Origin of the sequence: Mangrovimonas sp. YM274, from assembly GCF_030908385.1 — a bacterium.
Taxonomy (GTDB): domain Bacteria; phylum Bacteroidota; class Bacteroidia; order Flavobacteriales; family Flavobacteriaceae; genus Mangrovimonas_A.
In genome coordinates, this window is the sequence record NZ_CP133091.1 from 631,257 (window position 1) to 657,196 (window position 25,940).

The 25,940-nt window shown below is 39.3% G+C and carries 26 protein-coding genes; 10 read left to right on the forward strand and 16 right to left on the reverse strand.

Annotated features, from left to right (window positions below; translation table 11 throughout):
• Positions 1-23: 23 nt before the first annotated feature.
• From RBH95_RS02795 to RBH95_RS02840, 10 genes are all read right to left on the reverse strand, one after another.
• A complete protein-coding gene (locus RBH95_RS02795; RefSeq protein WP_307901219.1) occupies positions 24-716 on the reverse strand; it encodes a hypothetical protein in 693 nt (230 codons plus the stop codon).
• A gap of 130 nt (positions 717-846) precedes the next feature.
• Positions 847-1,248 carry a hypothetical protein gene (locus RBH95_RS02800; protein WP_307901220.1) on the reverse strand — a complete coding sequence of 134 codons (402 nt, stop codon included), beginning with the start codon at positions 1,246-1,248 and terminating at the stop codon, positions 847-849.
• Positions 1,249-2,083: 835 nt separating this feature from the next.
• Complete coding sequence (locus tag RBH95_RS02805; protein WP_307902276.1) at positions 2,084-2,575, reverse strand: hypothetical protein; 492 nt, start codon at positions 2,573-2,575, stop codon at positions 2,084-2,086.
• Positions 2,517-3,257, reverse strand: coding sequence for an energy transducer TonB (locus RBH95_RS02810; RefSeq protein WP_307901221.1), 741 nt, complete (start codon positions 3,255-3,257; stop codon positions 2,517-2,519). The genes RBH95_RS02805 and RBH95_RS02810 overlap by 59 nt, the downstream gene beginning before the upstream one ends.
• A 55-nt stretch (positions 3,258-3,312) precedes the next feature.
• A complete protein-coding gene (locus RBH95_RS02815) occupies positions 3,313-3,852 on the reverse strand; it encodes a hypothetical protein (RefSeq protein ID WP_307901222.1) in 540 nt (179 codons plus the stop codon).
• A 36-nt stretch (positions 3,853-3,888) separates the two neighbouring features.
• A complete protein-coding gene (gene truB / locus RBH95_RS02820) occupies positions 3,889-4,584 on the reverse strand; it encodes a tRNA pseudouridine(55) synthase TruB (protein ID WP_374047808.1) in 696 nt (231 codons plus the stop codon).
• Positions 4,585-4,596: 12 nt separating this feature from the next.
• Entirely contained in the window at positions 4,597-5,388 is a 792-nt protein-coding gene (locus RBH95_RS02825; protein ID WP_307901223.1) for an undecaprenyl-diphosphate phosphatase, read from the reverse strand.
• Positions 5,389-5,439: 51 nt separating this feature from the next.
• Positions 5,440-5,709 (reverse strand): DUF3098 domain-containing protein, encoded by a 270-nt coding sequence (locus RBH95_RS02830; RefSeq protein WP_307901224.1) that lies wholly within the window; start codon positions 5,707-5,709, stop codon positions 5,440-5,442.
• Between the two features lie 208 nt (positions 5,710-5,917).
• Positions 5,918-6,541 (reverse strand): class I SAM-dependent methyltransferase, encoded by a 624-nt coding sequence (locus RBH95_RS02835; RefSeq protein WP_307901225.1) that lies wholly within the window; start codon positions 6,539-6,541, stop codon positions 5,918-5,920.
• A gap of 27 nt (positions 6,542-6,568) precedes the next feature.
• Positions 6,569-7,447: an ABC transporter permease gene (locus RBH95_RS02840; RefSeq protein WP_053976925.1), complete on the reverse strand. Its 879-nt coding sequence runs from the start codon at positions 7,445-7,447 to the stop codon at positions 6,569-6,571.
• Between the two features lie 153 nt (positions 7,448-7,600).
• Here RBH95_RS02840 and leuS point away from each other — a divergent pair, with 153 nt between their 5' ends.
• Positions 7,601-10,420: a leucine--tRNA ligase gene (leuS, locus tag RBH95_RS02845; protein ID WP_307901226.1), complete on the forward strand. Its 2,820-nt coding sequence runs from the start codon at positions 7,601-7,603 to the stop codon at positions 10,418-10,420.
• A gap of 553 nt (positions 10,421-10,973) precedes the next feature.
• Positions 10,974-12,083 carry an alanine dehydrogenase gene (ald, locus tag RBH95_RS02850; protein WP_307901227.1) on the forward strand — a complete coding sequence of 370 codons (1,110 nt, stop codon included), beginning with the start codon at positions 10,974-10,976 and terminating at the stop codon, positions 12,081-12,083.
• An 89-nt stretch (positions 12,084-12,172) separates the two neighbouring features.
• Here the strand turns inward: ald and RBH95_RS02855 are convergent, their stop codons facing one another.
• Complete coding sequence (locus tag RBH95_RS02855; RefSeq protein WP_307901228.1) at positions 12,173-13,426, reverse strand: hypothetical protein; 1,254 nt, start codon at positions 13,424-13,426, stop codon at positions 12,173-12,175.
• A 211-nt stretch (positions 13,427-13,637) separates the two neighbouring features.
• Here RBH95_RS02855 and RBH95_RS02860 point away from each other — a divergent pair, with 211 nt between their 5' ends.
• Entirely contained in the window at positions 13,638-14,330 is a 693-nt protein-coding gene (locus tag RBH95_RS02860) for a zinc metallopeptidase (RefSeq protein ID WP_307902220.1), read from the forward strand.
• Between the two features lie 95 nt (positions 14,331-14,425).
• A complete protein-coding gene (locus RBH95_RS02865) occupies positions 14,426-15,130 on the forward strand; it encodes a Bax inhibitor-1 family protein (RefSeq protein WP_307901229.1) in 705 nt (234 codons plus the stop codon).
• Between the two features lie 112 nt (positions 15,131-15,242).
• Here RBH95_RS02865 and RBH95_RS02870 read toward each other — a convergent pair whose 3' ends face one another.
• Together RBH95_RS02870 and RBH95_RS02875 are read right to left on the reverse strand one after the other, a co-directional pair.
• Complete coding sequence (locus RBH95_RS02870) at positions 15,243-15,713, reverse strand: Lrp/AsnC ligand binding domain-containing protein (protein ID WP_307901230.1); 471 nt, start codon at positions 15,711-15,713, stop codon at positions 15,243-15,245.
• A gap of 94 nt (positions 15,714-15,807) precedes the next feature.
• A complete protein-coding gene (locus RBH95_RS02875) occupies positions 15,808-17,172 on the reverse strand; it encodes a saccharopine dehydrogenase family protein (RefSeq protein WP_307901231.1) in 1,365 nt (454 codons plus the stop codon).
• 75 nt (positions 17,173-17,247) lie between these two features.
• Here RBH95_RS02875 and RBH95_RS02880 point away from each other — a divergent pair, with 75 nt between their 5' ends.
• Both RBH95_RS02880 and pckA read left to right on the forward strand, forming a co-directional pair.
• Positions 17,248-17,640 carry a DUF423 domain-containing protein gene (locus tag RBH95_RS02880; protein ID WP_307901232.1) on the forward strand — a complete coding sequence of 131 codons (393 nt, stop codon included), beginning with the start codon at positions 17,248-17,250 and terminating at the stop codon, positions 17,638-17,640.
• Between the two features lie 64 nt (positions 17,641-17,704).
• A complete protein-coding gene (gene pckA, locus RBH95_RS02885; protein ID WP_307901233.1) occupies positions 17,705-19,321 on the forward strand; it encodes a phosphoenolpyruvate carboxykinase (ATP) in 1,617 nt (538 codons plus the stop codon).
• A 72-nt stretch (positions 19,322-19,393) separates the two neighbouring features.
• Here pckA and RBH95_RS02890 read toward each other — a convergent pair whose 3' ends face one another.
• Together RBH95_RS02890 and RBH95_RS02895 are read right to left on the reverse strand one after the other, a co-directional pair.
• On the reverse strand, positions 19,394-20,143 hold the full coding sequence (locus RBH95_RS02890) for a uroporphyrinogen-III synthase (RefSeq protein WP_307901234.1): 750 nt from the start codon (positions 20,141-20,143) through the stop codon (positions 19,394-19,396).
• A gap of 22 nt (positions 20,144-20,165) precedes the next feature.
• A complete protein-coding gene (locus RBH95_RS02895) occupies positions 20,166-20,813 on the reverse strand; it encodes a DUF4271 domain-containing protein (RefSeq protein ID WP_307901235.1) in 648 nt (215 codons plus the stop codon).
• A 103-nt stretch (positions 20,814-20,916) separates the two neighbouring features.
• Between RBH95_RS02895 and RBH95_RS02900 the strand changes: the two genes are divergently transcribed.
• From RBH95_RS02900 to RBH95_RS02910, 3 genes are read left to right on the forward strand one after another with little or no spacing between them, the layout of a single operon-like run.
• Positions 20,917-21,639 carry a polyprenol monophosphomannose synthase gene (locus RBH95_RS02900; protein WP_307901236.1) on the forward strand — a complete coding sequence of 241 codons (723 nt, stop codon included), beginning with the start codon at positions 20,917-20,919 and terminating at the stop codon, positions 21,637-21,639.
• A 1-nt stretch (position 21,640) separates the two neighbouring features.
• On the forward strand, positions 21,641-22,987 hold the full coding sequence (locus tag RBH95_RS02905; protein ID WP_307901237.1) for a dihydroorotase: 1,347 nt from the start codon (positions 21,641-21,643) through the stop codon (positions 22,985-22,987).
• Positions 22,984-23,478: a DUF4296 domain-containing protein gene (locus RBH95_RS02910; protein ID WP_307901238.1), complete on the forward strand. Its 495-nt coding sequence runs from the start codon at positions 22,984-22,986 to the stop codon at positions 23,476-23,478. Before RBH95_RS02905 ends, RBH95_RS02910 begins: the two co-directional genes overlap by 4 nt.
• Here RBH95_RS02910 and RBH95_RS02915 read toward each other — a convergent pair.
• Positions 23,467-24,498 carry an NAD-dependent epimerase/dehydratase family protein gene (locus RBH95_RS02915; RefSeq protein ID WP_307901239.1) on the reverse strand — a complete coding sequence of 344 codons (1,032 nt, stop codon included), beginning with the start codon at positions 24,496-24,498 and terminating at the stop codon, positions 23,467-23,469. The genes RBH95_RS02910 and RBH95_RS02915 overlap by 12 nt on opposite strands.
• Before the next feature lie 90 nt (positions 24,499-24,588).
• Between RBH95_RS02915 and tyrS the strand changes: the two genes are divergently transcribed.
• Positions 24,589-25,902, forward strand: coding sequence for a tyrosine--tRNA ligase (gene tyrS, locus RBH95_RS02920; protein WP_307901240.1), 1,314 nt, complete (start codon positions 24,589-24,591; stop codon positions 25,900-25,902).
• The last annotated feature ends 38 nt before the right edge of the window (positions 25,903-25,940 follow it).

A 25,940-nucleotide genomic window follows, 5' to 3' on the forward strand; every position in this document is an offset into this window, starting at 1 on the left:
TTGCAAGGTGTTGCAGGCCATCTTTATTTTAAATAATCTCCTTCAAAGGGGCATCGCATACCGTGCCAATTGCAGTCATCTTCGGTAATATGAATCTTTTTACTATCCCATTTAAAAGTTAAATTATTACATGTGTCATCAGTATAAGTTCCTAAGCCGGCGCCGGAAAGTTCAATTAAACCTTTTAGATATCCAACACATCCTGTTTCAGTGCCATTAGAAATTTCGAAGCAGAATAAATTGCCTGTTATATGTTTTAATTCAACGGAGCCAGAGTATTTGTCTGAATTAAATTTGTCTTGATAGGTTCCTTGAATTTCTAGGGTTTCTGGTTTTATTACTTTTTCTATGTCAGATGCAATGACGGCTTCAAAATTCAATTCTTTATTATGTGTAGCATCTTTCCATACTCCTTGAAAGTGCCCATTTCTTATGTTGCCAACAAATCCCTTTTTAAACTCGTTTTCATAATCAGGTGCTTCTTTTAAAGTAATCCTATCATTTATTAAATGTCCCTCCAAAAGTATTTTTGTTTGATACTTTTCATAGAAATAGTAACCTAGCACATCATCCTCATTTATAACCAAAATCATTTTTACGGGATATTTATCTGCGATATTGCCAGATAGATTTATAATTCTATTTGATTGAGAAAATGAACTTATGGAAGCTAAAAGTCCAATAATGATTAATATAAATTTTGTCATTGGTTTCATTGGGGCCTTTGTTAGGTCACAACATTATTAAAAAAGCAATCAGTACCTATTGCTATGCCTGTTTTTTATCTCCCCTAAATATACTCTTTTCCTTTTCAGTATCTACAATCTATACGCTTAAATGGGAGTGTTATTCTTTCTTTTGTGATGAATAACTGAAATATAGAAAGACTAAACCGCTTATAAAAAACGGAATCCAAGTGGTAAATTCGAATGTCCAGCTGTGCACATTTTTCCATTTCGTTGTCATTGGTATTCCAATAAAGAGCATGCCTACAGCAATGCTTCCCAAAAAAGCTGTTCTAGTAATTTTTTTACTAAATAATGACCAAATAAGTGCAATTTGACCAATTAATATTGCTTTAGTTCCAATACCTGCCATGTCCATATTCTTTGAAAGCGCCTCTTGGATCACACCATCTTCCATAATTATTAAAGGCAGTGGTATCATATCAGTTTCATAAAAACAGAAGAGGCTTGTTAATAGAACAACACCTAAATTCCACTTTAATAACCTTAGGTTCTTTGTCATCTTTAATGATTACTCTTGATGAATGTATTTAACAAATTACTACTAATAGCTTCCACTATCTCCATCTCTCCTAAATATACACTTTTCCACCATACCCCTCGCGTTTTTACCTTCGTTTTGTAATCATAGCGCTACAAAGATGCCTTTGTTTGGGAGTGAAGCCCGTTTTAGGGTGAGCTGTAGTTTCCAAACCCTTGTACCTACTGTGGTTAGTGCTTACTTCGGCATTTGTTCGGGGAGGGGTGCCTCCTGACCAAATAGCCTCAAGCCATCCTCGAACAAACCTCGAACCATCCTCGAACAAAACCCCTAAAAAAAATGGGTTGAGCAGTCATTAAGCGTCAAGAGCAGTCATAAACGGTCATAACACGTCATAAGCAGTCATAAGACGTCACCTTATTGCATATGTGAAATATTTTTTGTAAGTGCTATGAGGTCAGGTGATTAATTAAGGAGGGGAGTGGTTTGAGTTTGCTAGATGGGTTGGGATTGTAAAGCACTTCTCGATACTATTGTCCTGCATTAGCATGTAGACCAATCACTCGAAGTGACGTGGAGCCTAATTGTTACAGGGGATAACACTTAGCCAGCATGAGCACCGTCAGTTCGAGTGCCATCGGCAAGGCAGATGGTGTATCGAGAACAATGGCGTGATAGGTAAACACTTCTCGTTACTATTGTCCTGCATTGCCATGGAGACCAATCACTCGAAGTGCAAGGTAGGTAAGGGTAAGAAATGGTTGGGGCCTAAACAAAATGGTAATAAATTTGACAAAATATTAGTGACACAATCTCTTGGTTGTACAGTATACCTTGTGGTTTTCTCTAAAGTGGTTTACTTTAAATCAAAACGAGTAAACGTATAGGATAAACTGTCGGAAGGGGAAATATTGAAATGATTAGGGATAAACAAAAAGTCGTCATAGATTACATACGTACTTTCATACTCTCCTTTTAAACCTGAAGTTTTAAAAACTCTACCGTCATTAACTCTTTCAATTATTACATTATAAACCCATGGAAAAAGTAATTCCTTTTTTGTCTTTTTTACATATCTCTTAGGTTCATTTATTTCAATATAGCTAACCTTGAAGATTTGTTGTTTTACCTCAGTGGGTAAATCTTGATAAGCAACTATAGTTTGGTCGAGTTCATCCACTTGAGAAGAATTACAACCAAGAGTGAGAATCATGAATGATAGAAAATATCTTTTCATACTAATTTTTGGGAATACAGATGCAATAATTGTTTGCATGCCGAGCCTCCATTTAGCGTTTCCCCTTAAAATAAAAAGTAATGGACCCCAATTGGCTATCACTGCTGCCATTGTTAAACTGTGCCGATTTTGCGTATTCCAAAGCGTGGTCCAAAAGGCATTGGTTGGTAGAGGTTGAGGATTTGTTAATGTAGGCATCGGTTACTTCGCCTGTGTTGTTCACTGTAATATTCACCACAATTTTACCGCTTTCCTCACACAGGTAACGCGGGGTTTCGTTGCTTAAAAGTTCACGACCTTTTAATGAATAGGTCAAGGTACTTAAAGGGTTGTTATTGGCATTTTTCTCACTGCTGTCCGCTGTTTTCATGGCCAGCATGTCCTTGGCCTTTTTATAGCGCTCCAATTCGTCTTGGTTTACACTGTAGTCGCCAGAACCATTAAAAGTATTGGTAGACGTCACCACATCGTTGGCCTCCATTTCAGCCGCCTCTGCTTCCAATTGTTGGGTAGTTTTGTCAAAATCGTTCGCGTTCATGGACTTGAAGTTTTTCATCATGTCCTTAAACTCTTGGTCTTCATTAAATGCCTGATTGGTAGTTTTTCCCATGGCTTCTTCCAGAGCTTCCAATTCCTTGAGTTCTTCGATTTCCTCTTGAGTGGGCGGTTCCATTTCATAATAGCTTTCGGCTATGGTGGCCTGTTGCTTGGTTATGTGGAAGCTAAAGAGCATCATGACCACAATTCCCGTGATGAGCGTGGTGATAATTAAGGCTTTATGTTTCTCTATCAATTCCAAAGTTGCGACTTGAGTGCATAAATATATACGTTAATTTAACTAAAATAGATTAAAACAACATAAATTCGATGAAAATGGCTACGCTGGAAAGCTTGTCCTCTTGTCTGTAGCCAAAGCGTTTTCGGCTAAAATCCAGTCCAAACAGCCAGGAATTTCTATAATTGGCATCAAAGGTCTGTATGCCTATACCGGCCTTGTACATAGTGCCGTTTTCAAAATGTGCGCCCATGTCGAAGAGTTTTCCATAACCTGCACGAAGGAACAATCGGTCGTCAAAATCCAGTACATTGTAACGGAAGGTGGCATACACCGGCATAAAGTTGAAACTCTGTTTAAAGTAATGGTCGTACTCTACGTTTAGGGCCACACTGGCACGCCTGTCAAACTGATAGCCCAAAGAGTTGTTAATGAATAGCCCGTTAAGTTGGATAAGGGTGTTGCCGTCGTCTCGGGTTACTACGTAGTCTGAATTGGTCCTAAGGGTCGCGGCCAGGGAAAATTTGTAGAAAAGGCCTTTGTTTTTAAGGCCGTCTTGAGCAAAAGTGGATACACTTACAAGCAGGCATAGGGCAAAAAGGGATGGCTTCATAGAGGTTGATTGTTCATGAAAACCCTTACACAAAAACTATTCCGAAACTAGGGTCTTTATAAAATTTTCCGGGGTGAGGGCATTGGCCACATCAAAATCGCCAATCTTGGTACGGCGCAATACCGAGAGGTGACCTCCAGAGTTCAAGGCTTTCCCAAAATCGTGCGCCAAGGAACGGATGTAAGTGCCCTTGCTGCATACCACCCTAAAATCGACTTCGTTCTCCCCAATACGGGTGATTTCAAATTCGGAGATATTAATGGTTCTTGGTTTTACTTCTACCTCTTCACCAGCTCTGGCAAATTCATACAAACGTTTTCCGTCTTTTTTTATGGCCGAAAATACAGGTGGGTATTGCTCGATATCTCCCAAAAAGCTTTTTGTGGTTTCGTGGATCAGTGCTTCGGTAATATGGTCGGTTGGATAGGTGGCATCAATGTCGGTTTCCAAATCGTAGGAAGGGGTGGTACTGCCCAACACAATGGTACCGGTATATTCCTTTATCTGCGCCTGAAAAGTATTGATTTGTTTGGTCATTTTTCCGGTACAGATCACCAAAAGCCCAGAGGCCAAAGGGTCTAAAGTTCCGGCGTGGCCTACCTTTATCTTTTTAATATTATGGGCATGCCTGATTTCCCAACGTAGTTTGTTCACCACTTGAAAGGAAGTCCAGGTAAGGGGTTTGTCTATTAATAATACTTGTCCGTCTTTAAAATCTTCAGCAGTCATCATCACAAAATCAAATTACATTAAGGCTACTACAATGGCAATTAGGCCCACAATGGCACAGTACACCGAGAAATAGGAAAGTTTACTTTTCTTCACCAAGGCAATCATCCAGGTACAGGCAAAAAGTCCCGCCACAAAGGCCGCTACAAAACCAATGCTAAGAGCGGTAAAGTTGGAGCTCTCGTAGCTCAATTCTCCGCCAAGGATATCTTTGGCAATCTTTCCAAAGATAAGGGGCACCACCATTAAAAATGAAAAACGGGCCGCTTTGGTTTTGTCGTTCCCCAACAGCACCGAGGTGGAAATAGTTGCTCCAGAACGCGAAATACCAGGCAACATGGCAACGGCCTGCGATATACCAATAACAAAGGCATTGCTGAAACTTACTGGTTTGTTGGTGTTTTTGGCACGGTCTGCCAAAAACAATAGGGCAGCAGTTACCAATAGCATACAGCCAACCAAGAGGATGTTACCGCCAAAAAGTTCTTCTAACTCCGATTCAAAAAACACCCCGATGATGACAGCTGGAATCATGGACAGGGCAATCTTGGAAGCAAACTGAAGGTCTTCGTTCCATTGGAACTTAAATATGCCCTCCAATAGGCTTAAAATATCTTTTCTAAACACGACGATGGTGCTTAGGGCGGTGGCAAAATGCAATACCACGGTAAACATTAAACTTTCTTGAGGAATGGAGCTGTCTCCCAAAATGGCTTTCCCTAACTCGAGGTGGCCACTAGAAGATACGGGTAAAAATTCGGTAAGCCCTTGTACAATTCCAAGGATGATGGCGTCGATAATGTCCATGCGGTATAAATATCAATAATGGGATGTCAAACAGAACGGCGAAGGCCTTAACTAGTTGTTGGATTTTGGCGCTTTATGCGGGTTGAGCAAGATGGCATAGATCTCAATTGCAAAGCCAATAAGCACTAGGGTAGGAGCCACACGGATGCGTCTGAAATTGAAAATATCAGGGTTGAATACATTAGGGTCGTCACTACCGCCTCCAGCCATTAGTATAAATCCAAGGCCAATACAGGCCAAGCCAATAAGCATGAACTGGTAGTTTTTCTTCCCGAAAAGAAAGTCTTGTTTGCTGGTTTCTTTTTGCTTTTGTGCTCCCATATGCTGTGAAATTCTTTGAAACAAATTGCATTGCCAACAACCTGGACAATGGCCTTAGTACTACAAGGCACTTTAGGCAAGTGCAAAGTAACGGTTTTATTTAAAACTTTCGCGTTAAGGAGCTGTAAATTTGGAGGGGATGGTTGGCTTGGATAAGAAATGGTTTTGTTAGACTGAACTTATATATCTTAGATAGGATTTTAATACTTCAGGATAGTTTCCGAAACACCGTCATTCGTTCCCCTAAACTCTCAATAACCAAGTTGAATGTATCTGCAATATACCTCATGGTTTGTTCGGTATAGATAAATACGTGGGTGGCATCCTTGCGGTAATACCAGGTGTTGAAATCTGGATGGCCTTGGTACAGATGCGTCATGATATACAAACGACCTTCGGGTTGTAAAAGGCCTACCAATTGGGCAATCTCCTGTTTGGGATGGTAGAAGTGTTCAAAGACTTCACAGCTAAAAATATAATCGTAACGGTGATTTTTGTAAGACTGGTCTGGATAGAAATAGGGATCGAACAAGTTTACTTGGTACTGTTGTTCCTGAAGCATTTTGGTGATTACGGGACCACTGCCACAGCCATAGTCCAAGCCTAAATGCTCAGGAGTCTGTGCTTTTAAAATGGCATTAGTAATTGGGGATGTAAAGGTCTGGTAGCCAGGGTCGTTGACATCGTTGTTGTGGGACTCGTAATGGGCTTTTTCCTGTTCGGTTGTAAAGTATTGGAGCTTGTCCATTACAAAGGCACCACAGGTATGACAGATAAAATAATAGGCATCGGCCTTTTGGTTGAGCTGGCTGTCACAAAGGGTGCAATGCATAAGATTTGGTGTTCTGCCCTAAGTTGTTTAATAATACAACTGGTCTGTTTTCAGGTTCAAGAAACGTTGGGTGGCAATAAAGGTACTGATCCAAGTAATTAAAATTCCCATTAAGAATACCGCGGCAAACAAGGCGGCAATCAATACCGGCTGCCCTAAAAGGCCTAGTTCAGGGAAAGTCTTGTTAAGGTAATGCAGCACTACAGCCATTCCTGCCAGAGCAACGATAGAGCCAATAATGCCCAACTGAACATTTTTCAACACAAAAGGTCTTCTGATAAAGCGTTTGGTAGCCCCAACCATTTGCATGGTCTTGATGATAAAACGCTTGGAGTATACGGCCAACCTAATAGAACTGTTGATCAATAATACCGCAATGAGGGTAAACAGTCCGCTAATGACCAATACCCAAAAAGTGATTTTCTTAACGTTATCGTTCATGAGCTCTACCAAGTCGTTGTCGTAACGGATTTCTTCAATAAAAGCCTTGGTAGAGAGTTCTTCGGTAATTTCATCTAAGGTCGCGTTGGTAACATAATCGGCTTTTAGGTATACATCGATGGAGTTCTGCAAAGGGTTGTAGCCCACAAAGTCCATAAAGTCCTCACCGGTCTCTGCTTTCATGAGTTCGGCAGCTTCTTCTTTGGAAACATAGGTGATGGATTTGGTATAATCGGCCATGGAAAGGCTCTTTTCAAGTTGGTTCACCTCCACTTCCTTGGCAGAATCGTTCAAATAAATGGTCAATACGACCTGCTCTTTAAAGTGGTCTGCCACCTTTTTGGCATTCAACACTAAAAGGCCCAAACAACCTAATAAAAACAGTACCAGTGCAATACTGATGACCACAGAAAAATAGGATGAAATTAACTTGCGCTTTTGGTATCTGTCAAAAGAAGAGCTCATATGTAATCTTGTTAGCGACGTAAAAATATAAAAGAATTCTATACCCCTTAGGTTTACAACGTTTAAACTTTCAACATTGTTTTATTGTCCGTAAATTTGCTGCTTTAAAATTGAAGTACAATTAATCAAGTTCTTGCACTAGCAGACATTGTTATGACATATAATTTCAACGAGATAGAGGCCAAATGGCAACAATATTGGGCCGACAACCATACCTTTAAAGCCGAAAACAACAGCGATAAACCCAAATACTACGTATTGGACATGTTTCCTTACCCAAGTGGTGCGGGACTGCATGTTGGGCACCCACTGGGATATATTGCCTCCGATATTTATGCGCGTTACAAGCGCCATAAAGGCTTTAATGTATTGCACCCACAAGGGTACGATAGCTTTGGTTTGCCGGCAGAACAGTATGCTATCCAAACAGGACAGCATCCTGCCATCACTACCGAAACCAATATTGCGACCTACAGAAGGCAGTTGGATAAAATTGGTTTTTCATTCGATTGGTCTCGTGAAGTACGTACCAGCAATCCAGAATATTACAAATGGACACAATGGATCTTTATCCAATTGTTTGAGTCTTGGTATAATTATGACAATAACAAAGCAGAGCCTATAGAGACCCTTGTGGCAAAATTTGCTGCGGAAGGAAACGCTAATATCAATGCGGCATGCGATGATACTATAGAAGCGTTTTCAGCAGAGGAATGGAATCAATTTTCTTCTGAAAAACAACAGGGAATCCTTTTGCAATACCGTTTGACCTATTTGGCAGAAACCGAAGTGAACTGGTGTCCTGCTTTGGGAACGGTTTTGGCAAATGACGAAATTGTAAATGGTGTGTCCGAACGTGGGGGGCATCCTGTAGTACGTAAAAAAATGACACAATGGAGCATGCGTATTTCTGCCTTTGCAGAGCGTTTGCTACAAGGTTTGGAAACTATCGATTGGACGGATTCGCTAAAAGAAAGTCAACGCAACTGGATTGGGAAGTCGGTTGGAGCTAGTGTGACCTTTAATGTGAATGGTCATGATGAGGTGATCGAGGTGTTCACTACACGTCCTGATACTATTTTCGGGGTGAGCTTTATGACCTTGGCACCAGAGCACGACTTGGTATCCAAAATCGTAACCGATGATCAAAAAGAAGCGGTGAACAACTATATTGAAGCGACTGCAAAGCGTAGTGAACGTGAGCGTATGGCGGATGTAAAGACCATTTCTGGAGTGTTTACAGGGGCTTATGCAGAGCACCCGTTCAGTAAAGAGCCTATTCCAATCTGGATTGGGGATTATGTATTGGCCAGCTACGGAACAGGAGCGGTAATGGCCGTGCCTTGTGGAGATCAGCGCGATTATGATTTTGCGAAGCATTTCAATATCGAGATTCCTAATATTTTTGAAGACGTGGATATTTCCGAAGAAGCTTTTGCCGATAAGGAAGCCACCATCATTGCCAACAGCGATTTCCTAAACGGATTGAATTATAAAGACGCTACCAAAAAGGTCATCGAGCAATTGGAAGCTCTTGGTCAAGGTAATGGAAAAACCAATTACCGTTTGCGCGATGCGGTATTTAGCCGTCAGCGTTATTGGGGTGAGCCGTTCCCAGTATATTATGTGAATGGCATGCCGCAAATGATTGATCAGGTACATTTGCCAATCACCTTGCCAGAAGTTGAAAAGTACTTGCCAACAGAAACAGGGGAGCCGCCATTGGGCCGCGCCGATGTTTGGGCCTGGTGTACCGAAACCAACACGGTGGTAAGCAACGAGAACATAAACAACACAACGGTATTCCCTTTGGAATTGAACACCATGCCAGGATGGGCAGGGAGTTCTTGGTATTTCTTCCGTTATATGGAAGAAGCCGCCAAACGCGGTGAAGCCTTTGCAAGCGAAGAGGCTTTAAAATACTGGGAAAACGTCGACCTATATATTGGTGGAAGCGAGCACGCCACAGGGCACTTGCTATATGCCCGTTTCTGGACCAAGTTCCTTAAGGATCGTGGATATGTAGGGGTTGAAGAACCATTTAAAAAGTTGATCAACCAAGGAATGATTTTGGGGACTTCGGCTTTTGTGTATCGAGTTGAAGGTGAAAATAAATTCTTGTCAAAAGGATTAATTGAAGGGCAAAAAGTACAGCCAATCCATACGGATGTATCTTTTGTAAATGCTTCAGATGAATTGGATGTAGAAGCATTCAAAAATTGGAGAGAGGAATTTAAGGATGCTGAGTTTGTATTGGAAGATGGGGTATATAAAGTAGGTCGCGAGGTTGAAAAAATGTCCAAGTCCAAATACAATGTGGTAAATCCAGACAACATTTGTGAGGAGTACGGAGCAGACAGTTTACGTTTGTATGAAATGTTCCTTGGGCCATTGGAGCAGGCCAAACCTTGGAATACGGCAGGAATTACGGGAGTTCACGGTTTCCTAAAGAAACTTTGGAAATTGTTCTTTGAGAACGATGCCCTAATAGTAACCGATAGCGAAGCCACCAAGGACAACTTAAAGACCCTTCATAAAACCATTAAAAAGGTAGAAGAGGATATTGAGAATTTCTCGTTCAACACATCCGTGTCTACTTTTATGATTGCCGTGAATGAGTTGACTGCTCAAAAATGTACCAGCAAAGCAGTGTTGGAACCGTTATTGGTGTTGATTTCTCCTTATGCACCGCATATTGCTGAAGAACTTTGGAGCCAATTAGGAAATGAAGGAAGTATTTCTACTGCCGCTTTCCCTGTGTTTGATGAAAGGCACTTGGTGGAAAGCAGTAAAAACTACCCTATTTCCTTCAATGGTAAAATGCGTTTTACGCTTGAGTTGCCGTTGGATATGAGTAAAGAGGACATCGAGAAAACGGTGATGGCTCATGAGAAAACCCAAGAGCAGTTGCAGGGACGTACCCCTAAAAAGGTCATCATTGTACCTGGAAAGATTGTGAATATTGTAGGCTAATTGGCCTAATGTGATATAGTTGAGAGGCTTCGATTTCGTATCGGAGCCTCTTTTTTTTAATAGTATCTCCAACCGTCAGTTCGCGTGGATTTCTGCAAGAAATCTGTATAGAGAACTCATCTGTAGTTCAACTGCATACCTTCAAACCTATAAGTAGGTATCATCTTTATGTCATTCCGACATCGGAGGAATCTCTGCCAAACTAGAGATGCTTCACGTGCGTTCAGAATGACAACCATTATTCGTCAGATAAAGTGTTTAACAATTTCTATGGCGTCAGTTCGAGTGAAATTCTTGAAAAGAATTTTGTATCGAGAACATTTACTAGTTTCAGTTCTTTTTCTCGATACAATAGGTTTCCATTAACATTCCAACCAATCACTCGAAATGACGAACTGATAAAAATGGTATTCCTTTTCAATTAAAAAATCCTTTAAATAGAATCCACTTTTTGAGGATTCTATAAAAATCCCAAAAACCTGATTTTCATTTATATGCTTTCGTAGATTCCTTGTATCTTTAAGTCCATCATAACCTTAAAACCTTCGATACCATGAAAATTGGCGTTCCAAAAGAAATTAAAAACAATGAAAGTAGGGTGGGCATGACCCCCGCCGGTGTGTTCGAATTAATCAATAGAAACCATACAGTTTATGTGCAATCCACTGCCGGCGAAGGAAGTGGATTTTTTGATGAAGATTATTTGGAAGTGGGTGCCATTATCTTGGATACCATTGAAGAAGTGTATGCGTCAAGCGATATGATTGTAAAGGTAAAGGAGCCCATTGCTTCGGAATATCCTTTAGTGAAACCTAATCAAATTGTGTTTACTTATTTCCATTTTGCTTCCAGTGAACCACTCACTTTGGCGATGCTCAAAAGTGAAGCAGTGTGTATCGCCTATGAAACCGTGGAAGATGAAGATGGCAGTTTGCCATTATTGACTCCAATGTCTGAAGTTGCCGGGAGAATGGCCATTCAGCAGGGGGCAAAGTATTTGGAAAAACCAATTAAAGGAAGAGGGGTGTTGCTAGGTGGTGTGCCTGGTGTGCCTCCAGGAAAAGTGTTGGTATTGGGGGCCGGTGTTGTTGGGATTCAGGCCGCTAAAATGGCGGCAGGCTTGGGGGCGCATGTTACCATTATGGATATTAATATGAAACGTTTACGTTATGTAAATGACATTATGCCCAATCACGTGGTGACTGAATTTTCTAGTGTGTACAATATTAAAAAGCATATCAAAACCCATGATTTAATTATTGGAGGGGTCTTGATAAAAGGAGGGAAGGCACCTAAATTGATTACACGAGACATGTTAAAGGAGATGCGGCCAGGGACGGTGTTAATTGATGTGGCGGTGGATCAAGGAGGTTGTATTGAAACCAGTAAACCAACCACTCATGAAAACCCCACTTTTATTATAGATGATATTGTGCATTACTGTGTAGCCAATATGCCGGGAGCGGTCCCTTATACTTCTACTATGGCATTGACCAATGTCACCTTGCCTTATGTTTTGAAATTGGCAGATATGGGCTGGGAAGACGCTTGTAAACAAGATACTTCATTGTCTAAAGGATTAAATATTGTTAAGGGCGAAATTGTGTATGATGGAATCGCGGAATCCTTTGGGTGGACTTCAAAGATGATGGAACCGAAGTAAAGAGAATTTTTATAGTTGTTGTATATATTAATAAAAGAAGGCTTCAAATGGTTGAAGCCTTCTTTTTATATTGGATGTTTGTTTGCTGATTAATCCAGTCTTATCAAGGAAACAGCTTCATTGTTCATCTCTTCCTCAATAATGGTGACATCTCCTGTAATGCTCATTTCTCCTATCACTTTTTTCCCATCACTGTATCTAAGCCCACTAAATAATAAATTGTCATTTTGATCAAGGCTCATGGTGTAGATTTCATAGGCGTTGGATGAAATCATCTCATATGAATTATCACTTAAGTTCATTTTGTAAACATTGGTACCATTGTACATGTATAAGGTTTCTGCTGTTTGGATAATGGCTTCTGGATTGTAAGGTAAATCTATTTCTGAGATGGTATTGGTAGTTTCAGAAAACTCATAGTGCCTACCGTTGCTGTTATAACTGACACTTATGAATAGGCTGGAATTGCCTTTGTTTACTTGAAAATATTGTCCATTATAATAAGTGGTAGCATATTCTGTAAATAAAAGTGTAGGAGAATAGTTCCCTGTGCTACCATCTGCCATATAAAATTGGCCATTGTCTCCTTCACAGTAATAAAATTTACCATTATTGCCAACCCAATAGAAATGTGGGTCATTTTCACTGATTACTTCAACACCTCCTGTAGCTTTAAGAACTTTTAAGTAGCCCTCTCCGTCATTAAAATAAATATTGCCTTGGGAGTCGGTATCGAAGTAAGAAATATGCTGACCGCTAAGCCCAATATTGGTATAAGAAGGAGTAGGTAAGCTATTAAGTTGCAGTTTGTAGAATTCATCAGAATATCCAGTAAAATAGATATTCTCATTGCTGTCTACATCAAAAGGCTTGCTATTAATAAATTGACGCGAATCAGGATTGGCGTTAGATAAGGCATTTCCTAATTCAAAATCGAAAATTGCTCCGTCATTTTTTCTTACTAAAAGAGAGTAATGTTCTTGGGTGTTTCCAATCGTATCATAGACTTTAAAATAGCCGCCCAAGACAACAAAATCGCTATTCAAATTGATGATGTTGTTGACTTCTATTTGGGTATCGGTAGCCCCTTCATCCAATGATGTGCCATCCGCATTAATAAAGGAAACCGCTTCAAAATTGCCATTAGTGGTAAGTTTGTAAAGGGAGGCAGAACCATCGTTGCCATTTCTTCCAAAACTTGAGTTAGGATTTATGACTGCCAAGTTTTGGGCATCTGTAATATCCAAAGCAATTTTTTGGTAGATTTTTGGGCTTCCTTCCTCATCTTTAGAACAAGAAAAAAGCATTGCTGCCACAAAAAGGGCACAAATAATGTGTTTCATAATAACAGGTGGATTTTGGTTTGGTTATTGAATTAGTTTTGTAAAAATATTTTGACAAATATAGGAATTATATTAAGGTTCAAAAATTTAGAGCAATTTGTCTGGCCGTCAGATTATGTGAGTAACTGACAAAATTTCCTTACCATAAAATGGCCTGCTTTTTGTTATCTTTATAGGACAAATTTTAAACTCAAAAGCTATGGGAGGATATATGGGGTATTACTTACTTATTGGGGCGATTGCATTGGTAAGTTGGATAGTAAGTAATCAATTAAAACAGAAATTTAAGCAGTACTCTAAGGTCCATTTAAGAAATGGCATGAGTGGAAAAGAAATTGCCGAAAAAATGTTGGCTGATAATGGCATTACGGATGTACAGGTAATTTCTACGAGAGGACAGTTGACAGATCATTACAATCCAAAGAACAAAACTGTTAATTTAAGTGAAGCGGTGTATAACCAGCGCAATGCTGCGGCAGCTGCGGTGGCTGCTCACGAGTGCGGACATGCCGTACAACATGCCCAAGCATATAAAGCTTTGCAAATGCGTTCGGCATTGGTGCCGGTGGTAAGTGTTACTTCGGGGATGTCGCAATGGTTGGTGATAGGAGGTTTGATTCTTGGTGCAGCAGCAGGTGTTGGTATGGGATTTTGGATTGCCGTATTGGGCTTGGTGTTTATGGGAGCCGCTACGCTTTTTAGCTTTATTACTTTACCGGTAGAATATGATGCCAGTAACAGAGCTTTGGCATGGTTGAAAAACAAACACATGCTCACGCCAGAGGAGTATGCAGGTTCTGAAGATGCTTTAAAATGGGCGGCACGTACTTATTTGGTGGCGGCTATTGGTGCTTTGGCTTCCTTGTTGTACTGGGCCATGCAAGTTTTTGGAGGGCGAGATTAGTAAGTGTAATCTTATAAAAATTAAAAGTCAGATGAGCACATCTGACTTTTTTTTGCTACTTTCAAAATCTAAACCAATAAACTAACTTTTATTTTATGGAACAAAATGTCCAACCCAAAATCATGTTAAGCGAATTAGCGGAAACAGACCGGATATCGTTTTACAAAAAAACCTATGCCCATGTTGCAGGGGGCGTACTGGTCTTTATTCTTTTTGAATATTTACTACTGCAAAGCGAGACGGTGGTTAATTTTATGTTGTCCATGATGGACGGCTATAAGTGGCTCTTAATGCTTGGAGGCTTTATGTTTATTACCAATTATGCTGAGAGTACCGCGATGCGTTCGGAAGATAAGAGCAAGCAGTATTTGGCTTACGGTATATACATTTTGGCTGAAGCTTTCATATTTGTACCAATTATTTTTATTGCAGCTTACTATATGGATTCTGGTCCAGAAATGCTTAATCAAGCCGCAATAGTAACCTTAGCTCTGTTTACTGGGCTTTCGGCAGTGGTTTTTGTTACCAAAAAGGATTTTTCATTCATTAAAACAGGGTTGACCATTGGATTTTTTATAGCCATTGGGTTGATTATTGCCGGAACCATTTTTGGATTCAATCTAGGTTTATGGTTCTCTGTTGGAATGTGTTTGTTGGCCGGTGGTTCCATTTTGTACCAAACCTCGAATTTGGTGCATAAATATTCTACTGAAGATTACATACCGGCATCGTTAGGTTTGTTTGCATCCTTAATGTTGTTGTTCTGGTATGTGTTGCAAATTTTTATGTCCAGAGACTAATGGTAATAGCTTAAATAAATGATGTAAAAAGAAAGAGTCCTTAATAAAGGACTCTTTCTTTTTATCTTATGTGCTTTTTCCAGAGAAGTATAATGAACAGTTGGCTATAAAATTATACGTTAATCTGTCTATCGATTTGCTGTGCCAAGGAAATAAAGGTTTCGGTTCTGGAAACCCCAGAAATAGATTGAATGTCTTTGTTCAATAGGTGCATAAGGTGCTCGTTGTCCTTACAAAGTACTTTAATGAAAATACTCCAGTTTCCAGTTGTATAGTGACATTCGATGACCTCTGGTATTTTCTTAAGTTGTTTTACCGCCTCGGGATTGCTTACCGCCTTGTCTAAATAAATCCCAATAAAAGCCATGGTAGTATAGCCCAAAATTTTGGGATTGATCACAAACTTGGAGCCGGCAATTAATCCTGATTTTTCCAATTTTCGCAAGCGTTGGTGAATGGCGGCACCAGAAATGCCCACTTGCCTTGCAATTTCCAAAATAGGGGTGCGGGCATCTTCCATTAATGCCCTGAGGATTTTTTTGTCGATCCCGTCTATTTGGATATTTTGATTAACGACTTTCATGGCAAATCATAGATTTTCGAAAATTCTATACCTATTGAATAGGTTTTGAAAGTATAAAGTTAACAAACAGTATTCAATTTATTAGCTTTTTTGGCTAAAGTATTAACGGATTGTAGCCTAAGTAGGGCACATCGTACTCTTTAAACACAATATCGTAGCTTTCCAATTCATTTAAAATGGGTTCATAAATATCCTTATGAATTGGTATTTGTACTCCTGGCCTGGTAATTTTTTCGTTTAAAACGGCTAGAGTGGCAATGGCTACGGGAAGGCCTACAGTTTTAGCCATGGCGGTATAGGTTTTGTCTTCTCCCAAACAAACCATTGTAGCGTCAATTTGATGCTTTTTCCCATGGAGTTCGTATCCGAACTTATGGTACATGACAATCATGTCTTTTTCGTCCTCGCCCAAAGTCCAACTGTCTTCCAATATTTTCTGTAAAATCTTTGCAGGAGTAGCCTTTTTAAGGCCAACCTTTTTAGTATTGCTGAACAGGTCCAATTCTATAAGTTTGTCCCAAACGATATCGTCCTGGTCAATTTTAAGCGCATGACGCAGTTTTAGTTCTACCGAATCTGTAGGGCTGTATGGTAAAAAGGCATTTACAAAATCGCGGTAGGTCATTTGTTCACTATCGTCCATGGTATATTCGTCATCGGTCATGCCCAACTGGACGAAAATATTCCAAGCCCTACTGAAGCCCACTTTTCGCATGGTACCACGATACAATGTCTTGGCATCGTCAAGGCCATAAATGCTTTGGTATTTTAGGGAATCTCTATTGGCATAGGCTTCAAACCTGCCATACTCTTCAATGTCCAAAAATTCCGTACGTCTAAAAAGACGGTTGTAGGGAATGTATTTAAAGGTGCCTTCCTGTAAAAATTTGGCTGCACCACCTTGACCCGCCAATACTACATTTCGCGGGTTCCAAGTAAATTTATAGTTCCAAAGATTGTTATCGCTTTCAGGAGCCACCAAACCTCCTGTAAAGGATTCAAATAGAAGAATTTTTCCTCCTTGTTCTCTAATTCGGTCTATAACCTTCATGGCGCTCATGTGGTCAATTCCAGGGTCTACTCCCACTTCGTTCATAAATACGAGGTCTTTCTCTTTTGCAGCTTTGTCCAATTTTTGCATTTCTTCACTTACATACGAAGCGGTTACCATGTTTTTATTGAAGGAAATACAATCCTTAGCAATTTCTACATGCATTCTGGCGGGTAGCATGGATACAACAATATCGGCATTTTGAATGGCGGCCTGTCTTGACTTTCTATCCTTTACATCCAATACAATGGCCTGTGCATTATGGTGGTGATTGATTAATTTTTTGGCATTAGAGAAATTGACGTCGCCTACAATAACAAATAGTTGTTCCTCGTCAGATTTGTCCAATAAATACTTTATAAGGTAAGATGCAGATTTACCAGAACCAATCACTAAAATTTTTCGCATAATGAGAATAGTTAGTTAATTTTGTTACGAATGTAATAAAATGTCAAGGCATTAAAAACCAAATTTTTAAAATATATGAATAAATCCATTTTGGTGGCGGCCGCTCTTTTAGGTGCCATTAGTATTGTTTTAGGAGCCTTCGGGGCTCATGGTTTAAAGGAATTAATTGCCGTGGAGGCCCAGCAAACATTCGAGACAGGGGTACGCTATCAAATGTACCATGCCTTATTACTTTTATTTGTTGGGAGTACACAATTTATTTCCCAAAAAACAAAAAAAATAATGTTCTACTTGGTGCTGTTGGGAGTGCTTTTCTTTTCGGGATCTATATATGGATTGGCTACAAATAATCTTACAGGGTTTAATTTTAAAAGCATAGGTTTTATTACTCCAATTGGCGGACTCCTTCTTATAGCCGCTTGGGTGCTGATGTTTTTGGACTTTTTAAAAATGAAAACCGATAAATAAGGTTTTAGGTGGAACTTTAAAATATTGTTGTTAATTTTGCAGGACAAACAACACAAACAAAATTATGGTAGAAAATACCCAAACTACGAAAACGATTTCGCTAGATAGCTACGGAATCAAGAATGCAAAGGTACAATATCAATTATCCCCAGAAGAATTACATGACATTACAATTGACAAAGAACAAGGAGTGGAAGCTTCTTCTGGTGCTTTGGCAATCAATACAGGAGAGTTTACAGGTAGATCTCCAAAAGATCGTTTTATTGTTAAAGACGAAATCACTAAGGACAAAGTTTGGTGGGGAGACATCAACATTCCATTTGACTCTGACAAGTTTGAAAAACTATATGATAAAGTAACAGAATACCTTTCTGGAAAGGAAATTTTTGTTCGTGATAGTTATGCTTGTGCCGATGACAATTATAGATTGAACATTCGCGTAATCAATGAGTATCCATGGAGTAACATGTTTGCCTATAACATGTTTTTGCGTCCTACGGAAAAGGAATGGGAAGGGTTTCAACCAGAATGGACCATTGTAAATGCGCCTGGTTTTATGGCTAACCCAGAAGAGGATGGTACGCGCCAACATAATTTTGCCATTTTGGACTTTACCAGAAAAATTGCCTTAATTGGCGGTACAGGGTATACTGGAGAAATTAAAAAAGGTATTTTCTCTGCTCTTAACTTTATTTTGCCGGTCTTTAAAAATACCTTACCAATGCACTGTAGTGCCAATGTTGGAGAAGAAGGTGATACGGCTATTTTCTTTGGGTTGTCCGGTACGGGAAAAACAACGCTTTCAGCCGATCCTAACAGAAAATTGATAGGAGATGATGAGCACGGTTGGACCAACGAAAATACCGTGTTTAATTTTGAAGGCGGATGCTATGCTAAGGTGATTAACCTTTCTGAAGAAAACGAACCAGATATTTTCAATGCCATTAAAAAGGGCGCTATTCTTGAAAATGTAATTTTGGATGACAATGGCGCTGTTGATTTTGCAAATACGTCCATCACTCAAAATACACGTGTAAGCTACCCGATACATCATATCAATAATATTCAGCAACCATCCATAGGTAAAAATCCAAAAAACATCTTCTTTTTGACAGCGGATGCGTTTGGGGTATTGCCTCCTATCTCCAAGCTTACACCAGCCCAAGCTGCGTATCATTTTATTTCTGGTTATACGGCTAAAGTAGCAGGAACGGAAGCAGGTGTATTGGAGCCACAGCCATCTTTCTCCGCTTGTTTTGGGGCGCCTTTTATGCCTTTGCATCCAACTAAATATGCAGAGATGTTAAGTAAGAAAATGAAGGAGACCGGAGTAAACGTATGGTTGGTTAATACTGGGTGGACTGGTGGTCCTTATGGCGTAGGAACCCGAATGAAACTTAAATATACCAGAGCAATGATCAATGCGGTGTTGAATGGTGATTTAGGATTGTATAATTATGATGATTATCACATTCACTCTGTATTTGGAGTAGCACAGCCAAGAACCTGTCCTGGCGTACCAACGGAGGTTTTGAGTCCAAGAACAACTTGGAACGACGATGAGGCATATTACACCATGGCCTTTAAATTGACCAATGCCTTTAGAGAGAACTTCAAGAAGTTTGAAAGCTACGCAAACGAAGAAATTAGAAGAGGAGGACCGCAGCGTTACGCCTTCTAAAAATTAATGAAAAAGGAAAATAAAAAAGCGATTCAATTTTGAATCGCTTTTTTTATGAGGTTGCGTAAAGGTTTATTTTCCCTTATTCACTTTTTCAATATACTTTTCTAGTGCCATCGTCATGGATGGTGTTTCTGGCGTTGGTGCTGCAATATCTACACGCAAGCCTTTGGCTTCAACTGCTTTAATGGTAGTGTTTCCAAATACGGCAATACGTGTGTTGTTTTGTTTAAATTCAGGGAAATTGTGGAATAAGGATTCAATTCCTGAAGGACTAAAAAATACCAAGATATCGTAAGTAACGTTTTCAAGATCTGAAAGGTCGCTGATGACAGTTTTGTAAAATACAGCTTCTTTCCATTTTACGTTAAGGGCATTCATGGTTTCCGGTACCTCTGGTTTCAATTTGTCTGTGGTAGGCAGCAGGAAATTTTCGTCCTTATATTTTTTGATCAAAGGAGAAAGCTCCGCGAAGGTGCGTTTTCCAACATAAATTTTACGCTTACGGTACACTACGTATTTTTGCAAGTAATAAGCCACAGCTTCAGACTGGCAAAAGTATTTCATGGTATCCGGCACTTTAAAGCGCATTTCATCGGCTACTCTAAAAAAATGATCTACAGAATTTCTACTGGTAAGGATAATGGCAGTATATTGGCTCAAATCTACTTTTTGTTGTCTGATTTCCTTTGCAGGAACTCCCTCAACATGGATAAAAGGGCGGAAGTCTATCTTTACTTTTTGTTTTTCCTGAAGATCAAAATAAGGCGAATTTTCTATTTTAGGTTCTGGTTGCGACACTAAAATTGTTTTCACTTTCATAGGCTTTGGTATAGGTTTAAGCTTAGTAATTGATTAATATGTGATATAAAATTAGATAAGGACCAATTTCAAGTGCGCAAAGATACAAAATAAAATAGAATAAGTTATTCATTATCATATTTTGATGGTTCTTGAAAGTGGTTGCAAATCCAATGCTATTGATAAGCACCATCAGGGCTAGCGTGCAAAAAATTATAAGCTTAGATGGGGCTATGGTGTATATTAATAAGATGTTGATAGGCAATAAAAAAAGGCCGCTTAAGTTCTTGAAACTGGTCTTTTGAAATAGGTATTGGTCCATGAGTTGGTCAATTTCAAAAAGACTGCCCAATAGGCGCTCCAAAAGTACTTTTATGAGGAGTACGGCCCCAATGCCAATAAGCAATTTTGAAAATGCCATGAGGTTGAAATTGGCCGGGTCAATAAAGGTGCTGTAACTGATGTAAGTAAAAATGGATACCGAAATGATCAGGTTTAAAAACAATAGAGTGTCAAAACCATCGACAAACTTTTGATCTCTGCTGTAGATTTTTAAGTATTTGGAATTCCCAATCAAGACCAAAAAATCATAAAATCGGTGTTCAAACATAAATTTGGCCATTGCTATAAAGCCTAAACTCATAACAATTAAAATAGTAAACCATTCGTTAGAAACAACCTCTCTTAACATAGCGCTAAATTACTAAGAATTTTTTAGCTGTTTAACTTTTAATTAAGGACTTTTCAATAAAAATAATACATTAAAAAACTTACTTTTGCTAAAATTTGATTGCATGAGGGATGCCATTGTCATCATACCAACCTATAACGAAATTGAAAATATTGAGGCCATAATCAGGGCCGTATTTACTCAGGACAAGGCCTTCGATATATTGGTGGTTGATGATAACTCCCCGGATTTAACAGGACTTAAAGTTGTTGAACTTCAAAAGGAGTTTCCAGATTCCTTATTTTTGTTAAAGCGCGAGAGCAAAACTGGTTTGGGAAGAGCTTATATAGATGGGTTCAAATGGTGTTTGGAGCGAAGTTATGGATACATTTTTGAAATGGACGCCGATTTCTCTCATGACCCTAAAGACCTGGTAAGGCTGTATCGTGCCTGCGCCCAAGAAGGTGCCGATGTGTCTATTGGCTCACGTTACATCAAGGGGGTTAATGTGGTTAATTGGCCCATGAGCCGTGTATTGATGTCGTATTTTGCATCAAAATATGTAAGGTTGATTACTCGTATGAAGCTTCAGGATACCACGGCTGGTTTTGTATGCTATAAGCGCCATGTGTTGGAAGCCATTAATTTGGACGACATCAAATTTGTGGGCTACGCCTTTCAAATTGAAATGAAATTTAAAGCGTATCTTAAAAAATTTAAAATTATAGAAGTGCCCGTGATCTTCACGGACCGTTCCAAAGGGAAGTCAAAAATGAGCAGTGGAATTATCTCTGAAGCCATTTTTGGAGTGTTGAATATGAAATTAAAAAGCTTAGTTGGGAAATAGTATGAAAACAAATACGGTACTTATTAAAAATGCCAAAATTGTTAATGAAGGCAAAATTGTTGAAGGTGATATTTTAATTGAGGGAGAGTATATCAAAGAGATTGCGGATTCCATAAGTGCAAAATCATCGAGTGTAAAGGTGATTGATGCCGAAGGGAATTATGTGTTTCCCGGTGCTATTGATGACCAAGTACATTTTAGAGAGCCTGGTTTAACCCATAAAGCAAATATTGAAACCGAATCCAAAGCTGCCATTGCAGGTGGGATTACTACTTTTATAGAAATGCCTAACACGGTGCCTCAAACCACTACCATTGAAAAGTTGGAGGAAAAGTTTGCCATTGCGGCCGAAACGTCGCATGCCAATTATTCCTTTATGTTTGGTGGGACCAACGACAACTTGGAGGAAATTTTAAAAGTAGACGAAAAGAATGTAGCGGCCTTAAAATTGTTTTTGGGTTCTTCTACGGGAAACATGTTGGTGGACGATCCAAAAACTTTGGAAAAAATCTTCAGCAGTACCAATTTATTGATAGCTGTACACTGTGAGGACGAAGAAACTATAAAAACCAACCTGGCTAAGTATACTGAAAAGTATGGTGATGATATTCCAATTAAGTTCCATCCAGAAATTAGAAGCGAAGAGGCTTGCTATTTGTCGTCTTCAAAAGCTATTGAGTTAGCTAAGAAAACAGGAGCAAGATTACATATATTCCATTTGTCTACAGCAAAAGAGACTGAACTGTTCACTAATAAGATACCGTTAAAGGAGAAAAAAATTACAGCCGAAGTTTGTATACACCACCTTTGGTTTAGTGATGAAGATTACGATGCCAAAGGAACGCTTATTAAATGGAATCCAGCGGTAAAATCAGCCAAGGATAGAGAAGGACTTTGGAAAGCTTTGTTGGATGGTCGTATAGATGTGATTGCTACAGATCATGCACCACATACTTTGGAAGAAAAGAAAAATGTGTATACCAAAGCCCCTTCAGGAGGACCCTTGGTTCAGCATGCTTTGGTGGCCATGATTGAGGCCTACCACAAAGAAAAGATATCATTAGAGAAAATCGTTGAGAAAATGTGCCACAACCCGGCCATTTTGTTCCAGATAGAAAAAAGAGGGTATATCCGTGAAGGCTATTTTGCCGATTTAGTGATTGTAGATGTCAACAGTCCATGGTCTGTGAAAAAGGAGAATATTCTTTACAAATGCGGTTGGTCACCATTTGAAGGGACAACCTTTAAATCTCGTATTACCCACACATTTGTAAACGGTTACTTGGTCTATAATAACTTTAAGTTTACCAACGGTAAAGCAGCCAAAAGATTAACTTTTGACAGATGAAACAACTACTGAGTTTTTCTGTACTAATAGCTGTTTTTTTTGGGTGTCAGGATGTGAAAAAGCCTAAAAAGCCAGACAACCTGATTGCCAAAGATAAAATGTCGGATATCCTTTATGATGTTTTTGTGATGAATGCTGCTAAGTCTATGAAAAAACAAACCTTAGAAGACAACGGAATTCATCCTGAACAATATGTCTTTAACAAGCATGGCATTGATAGTATGCAGTTCGCAAAAAGCAATGATTATTATGCTTACGATGTTGAAGCTTATGACGCCATTGTTAAGGAGGTAGAGAAGCGCATCGATGCTCAGAAAAAACATTTTGACTCTATTCGTGAGGTTGAGGAGGCAGAGAAAACACGTAAGCAAGATTCTATAAAAAAGGTAAAAGATTCCATTAGAGCACCAAGAATACCTAAAAAAGTAATTGCGGGAGATTCATTGAGAATTGATGCTTTAAAAAAACTAAAAAAGCCTTTAGGGCAATAATGTATCCTTAAGGTCTTCCAAAAAAAAGTGACAGACACCTTCTATACTTTTATCAATATCCTTGAAAGTGTAGTTTAAGGTGTTTTTTACTTTTGAACTGTCATATTGGGAGTTGTTTCTAACGGTCTTTGCCATTTGCTTTGATAGTTGTCTGGAAGATCCCGTGAGTTTGTGTTTAAGCCAATCTAAGCGCCATCCTATTTCCAAAAATAGCTGTGGTAATTCCTTTTTTGCTGGGCTAACTCCTAAAGTTGTTGCTATTTTATATTGAAAGTCTCGGAAAGGAATATTGGCCGAAACCAAAATAAAATTTTCGTTGGTAATATTACTATGCATCAATTGGTGCATGATGGTCACTACGTCATCCACATCTACATAGCCACCAGTACCGGAGGTGTAATAAGGAATGCCTTTATAAATTCGTCTTATTAGGCCACTACTGCCATTCCCGTTCCAAAATCCGGGGCCTATAATTACGCCTGGATTTACCATTACAATATTTAACCCTTCTTGAGATCCCCGCCAAACTTCCATCTCAGCGCCGTATTTGGTAATACTATACACACTGTTGTCATCTTCTGGGTTCCAAGGCGTAGTTTCGTCTATAAGCATCTCTGGTTTTGGAGGTTTGCCAACCGTAGCAATAGAACTAACATAGCATAGTTTCGCTATGCCGTTGGCCAAACATAAATTGACCACATTCGCAGTGCCTTCAATATTTATTTTTCGAAGTTTGTAATAATCGTTGGGAGCAAAGGACACTAAGGCAGCACAATGGTAGACCTGTGTGATTCCTTGAAAAACGATTTCTAATGATGGAATGTCAGTAATGTCGGCTTTAACCCATTCAATGGCGTCAAACAGTTTTTCGGAATCTTGCGAGTAATATGAAAACACCTTTTTAACGGTAGAAAGACTTTCGGGATTCCTGTAAATAGCCCTAACTTTTTCATTGTTACTGATGAGTTTGTAGAGTAAATGTGACCCTACCAAACCTGTGCCTCCTGTGACTAAAACCATGGAACTAAAGTAAAGAATTATTCATAAAGCATGAGGATTTCTACATTGATTTTTATCTTTGCCAAAAATAAGTGATCAATAGAAAATATTATGGCAAATAAGCTTGTTGAAGAATTGAGATGGAGAGGAATGGTGCATGATATAATGCCCGGGACCGAAGAACAGTTGAATAAGGAAATGACTACTGCATATATTGGGTTTGATCCTACATCAGATTCTTTGCATATAGGAAGTTTGGTGCCGATTATTTTATTGGTGCATTTGGAAAAAGCAGGCCACAAACCAATTGCTTTGGTAGGTGGTGCCACGGGAATGATTGGAGATCCTTCAGGGAAAAGCGATGAGAGAAACCTTTTGGATGAAGCAACCTTGAATCACAATGTGGAGGGGATAAAAGGGGTGCTGTCTCGATTTTTGGATTTTAATTCCACTAAAGCCAATGCGCCTGTTTTGGTGAACAATTACGATTGGATGAAAACCTTTTCATTCATCGATTTTGCCCGTGATGTAGGAAAGCGTATTACGGTAAACTATATGATGGCCAAGGACTCGGTTAAAAAGCGTTTTTCTGGAGAGGAAGGAAGTGTTGGGATGTCTTTTACTGAGTTTACGTATCAGTTAATCCAAGGATACGATTTTTACCATTTGTATAAAAACTACAACTGTTTGTTGCAGATGGGTGGAAGTGACCAATGGGGAAATATTACGACAGGAACGGAGTTGGTACGTCGTATGAATGTTGGGGAAGAAGCCAAGGCCTACGCTATGACCTGTCCATTGATTACAAAGGCCGATGGTTCTAAATTCGGGAAGTCTGAAGGCGGAAATGTATGGTTGGATGCCGATAAAACTTCGGTGTATAAATTCTACCAATTCTGGTTAAACACTACCGATGAGGATGCTGAAAAGTATATTAAAATCTTCACCTTTTTAGATAAGGAAACTATTGAAGCGCTAATTGCAGAACACAAGGAAATGCCACATGCAAGAATCCTTCAAAAACGATTGGCGGAAGAAGTGACCACATTTGTGCACTCGAAAGAAGAATTGGAAAATGCCATAAAAGCTTCGAATATCTTGTTCAGCAAAACCTTTAAGGCAGACATTCAAACTTTAAATGAAAGTACCTTTTTGGATGTATTTGAAGGGGTTCCTCAAGCGGAGATTTCTAAAGCAGAATTTGCGGAAGGAGGCCTGGATATGATTGCAGCGCTTTCAGCCAAAACAGGATTCTTAGGGTCTAACAGCGAAGCTAGAAGAGCACTTAAGGAAAATGCGGTGGCGGTGAACAAAGAAAAAGTGAAGGAAGATTACATCTTGAGTGAAGAAGATTTAATCCACGGACAGTATATCATCATCAACAAAGGAAAGAAAAACACTTACATCATTAAGTTAGTAGCATAAAAAAACGCCCGGAAGCAAAACCGGGCGTTCAATTAACC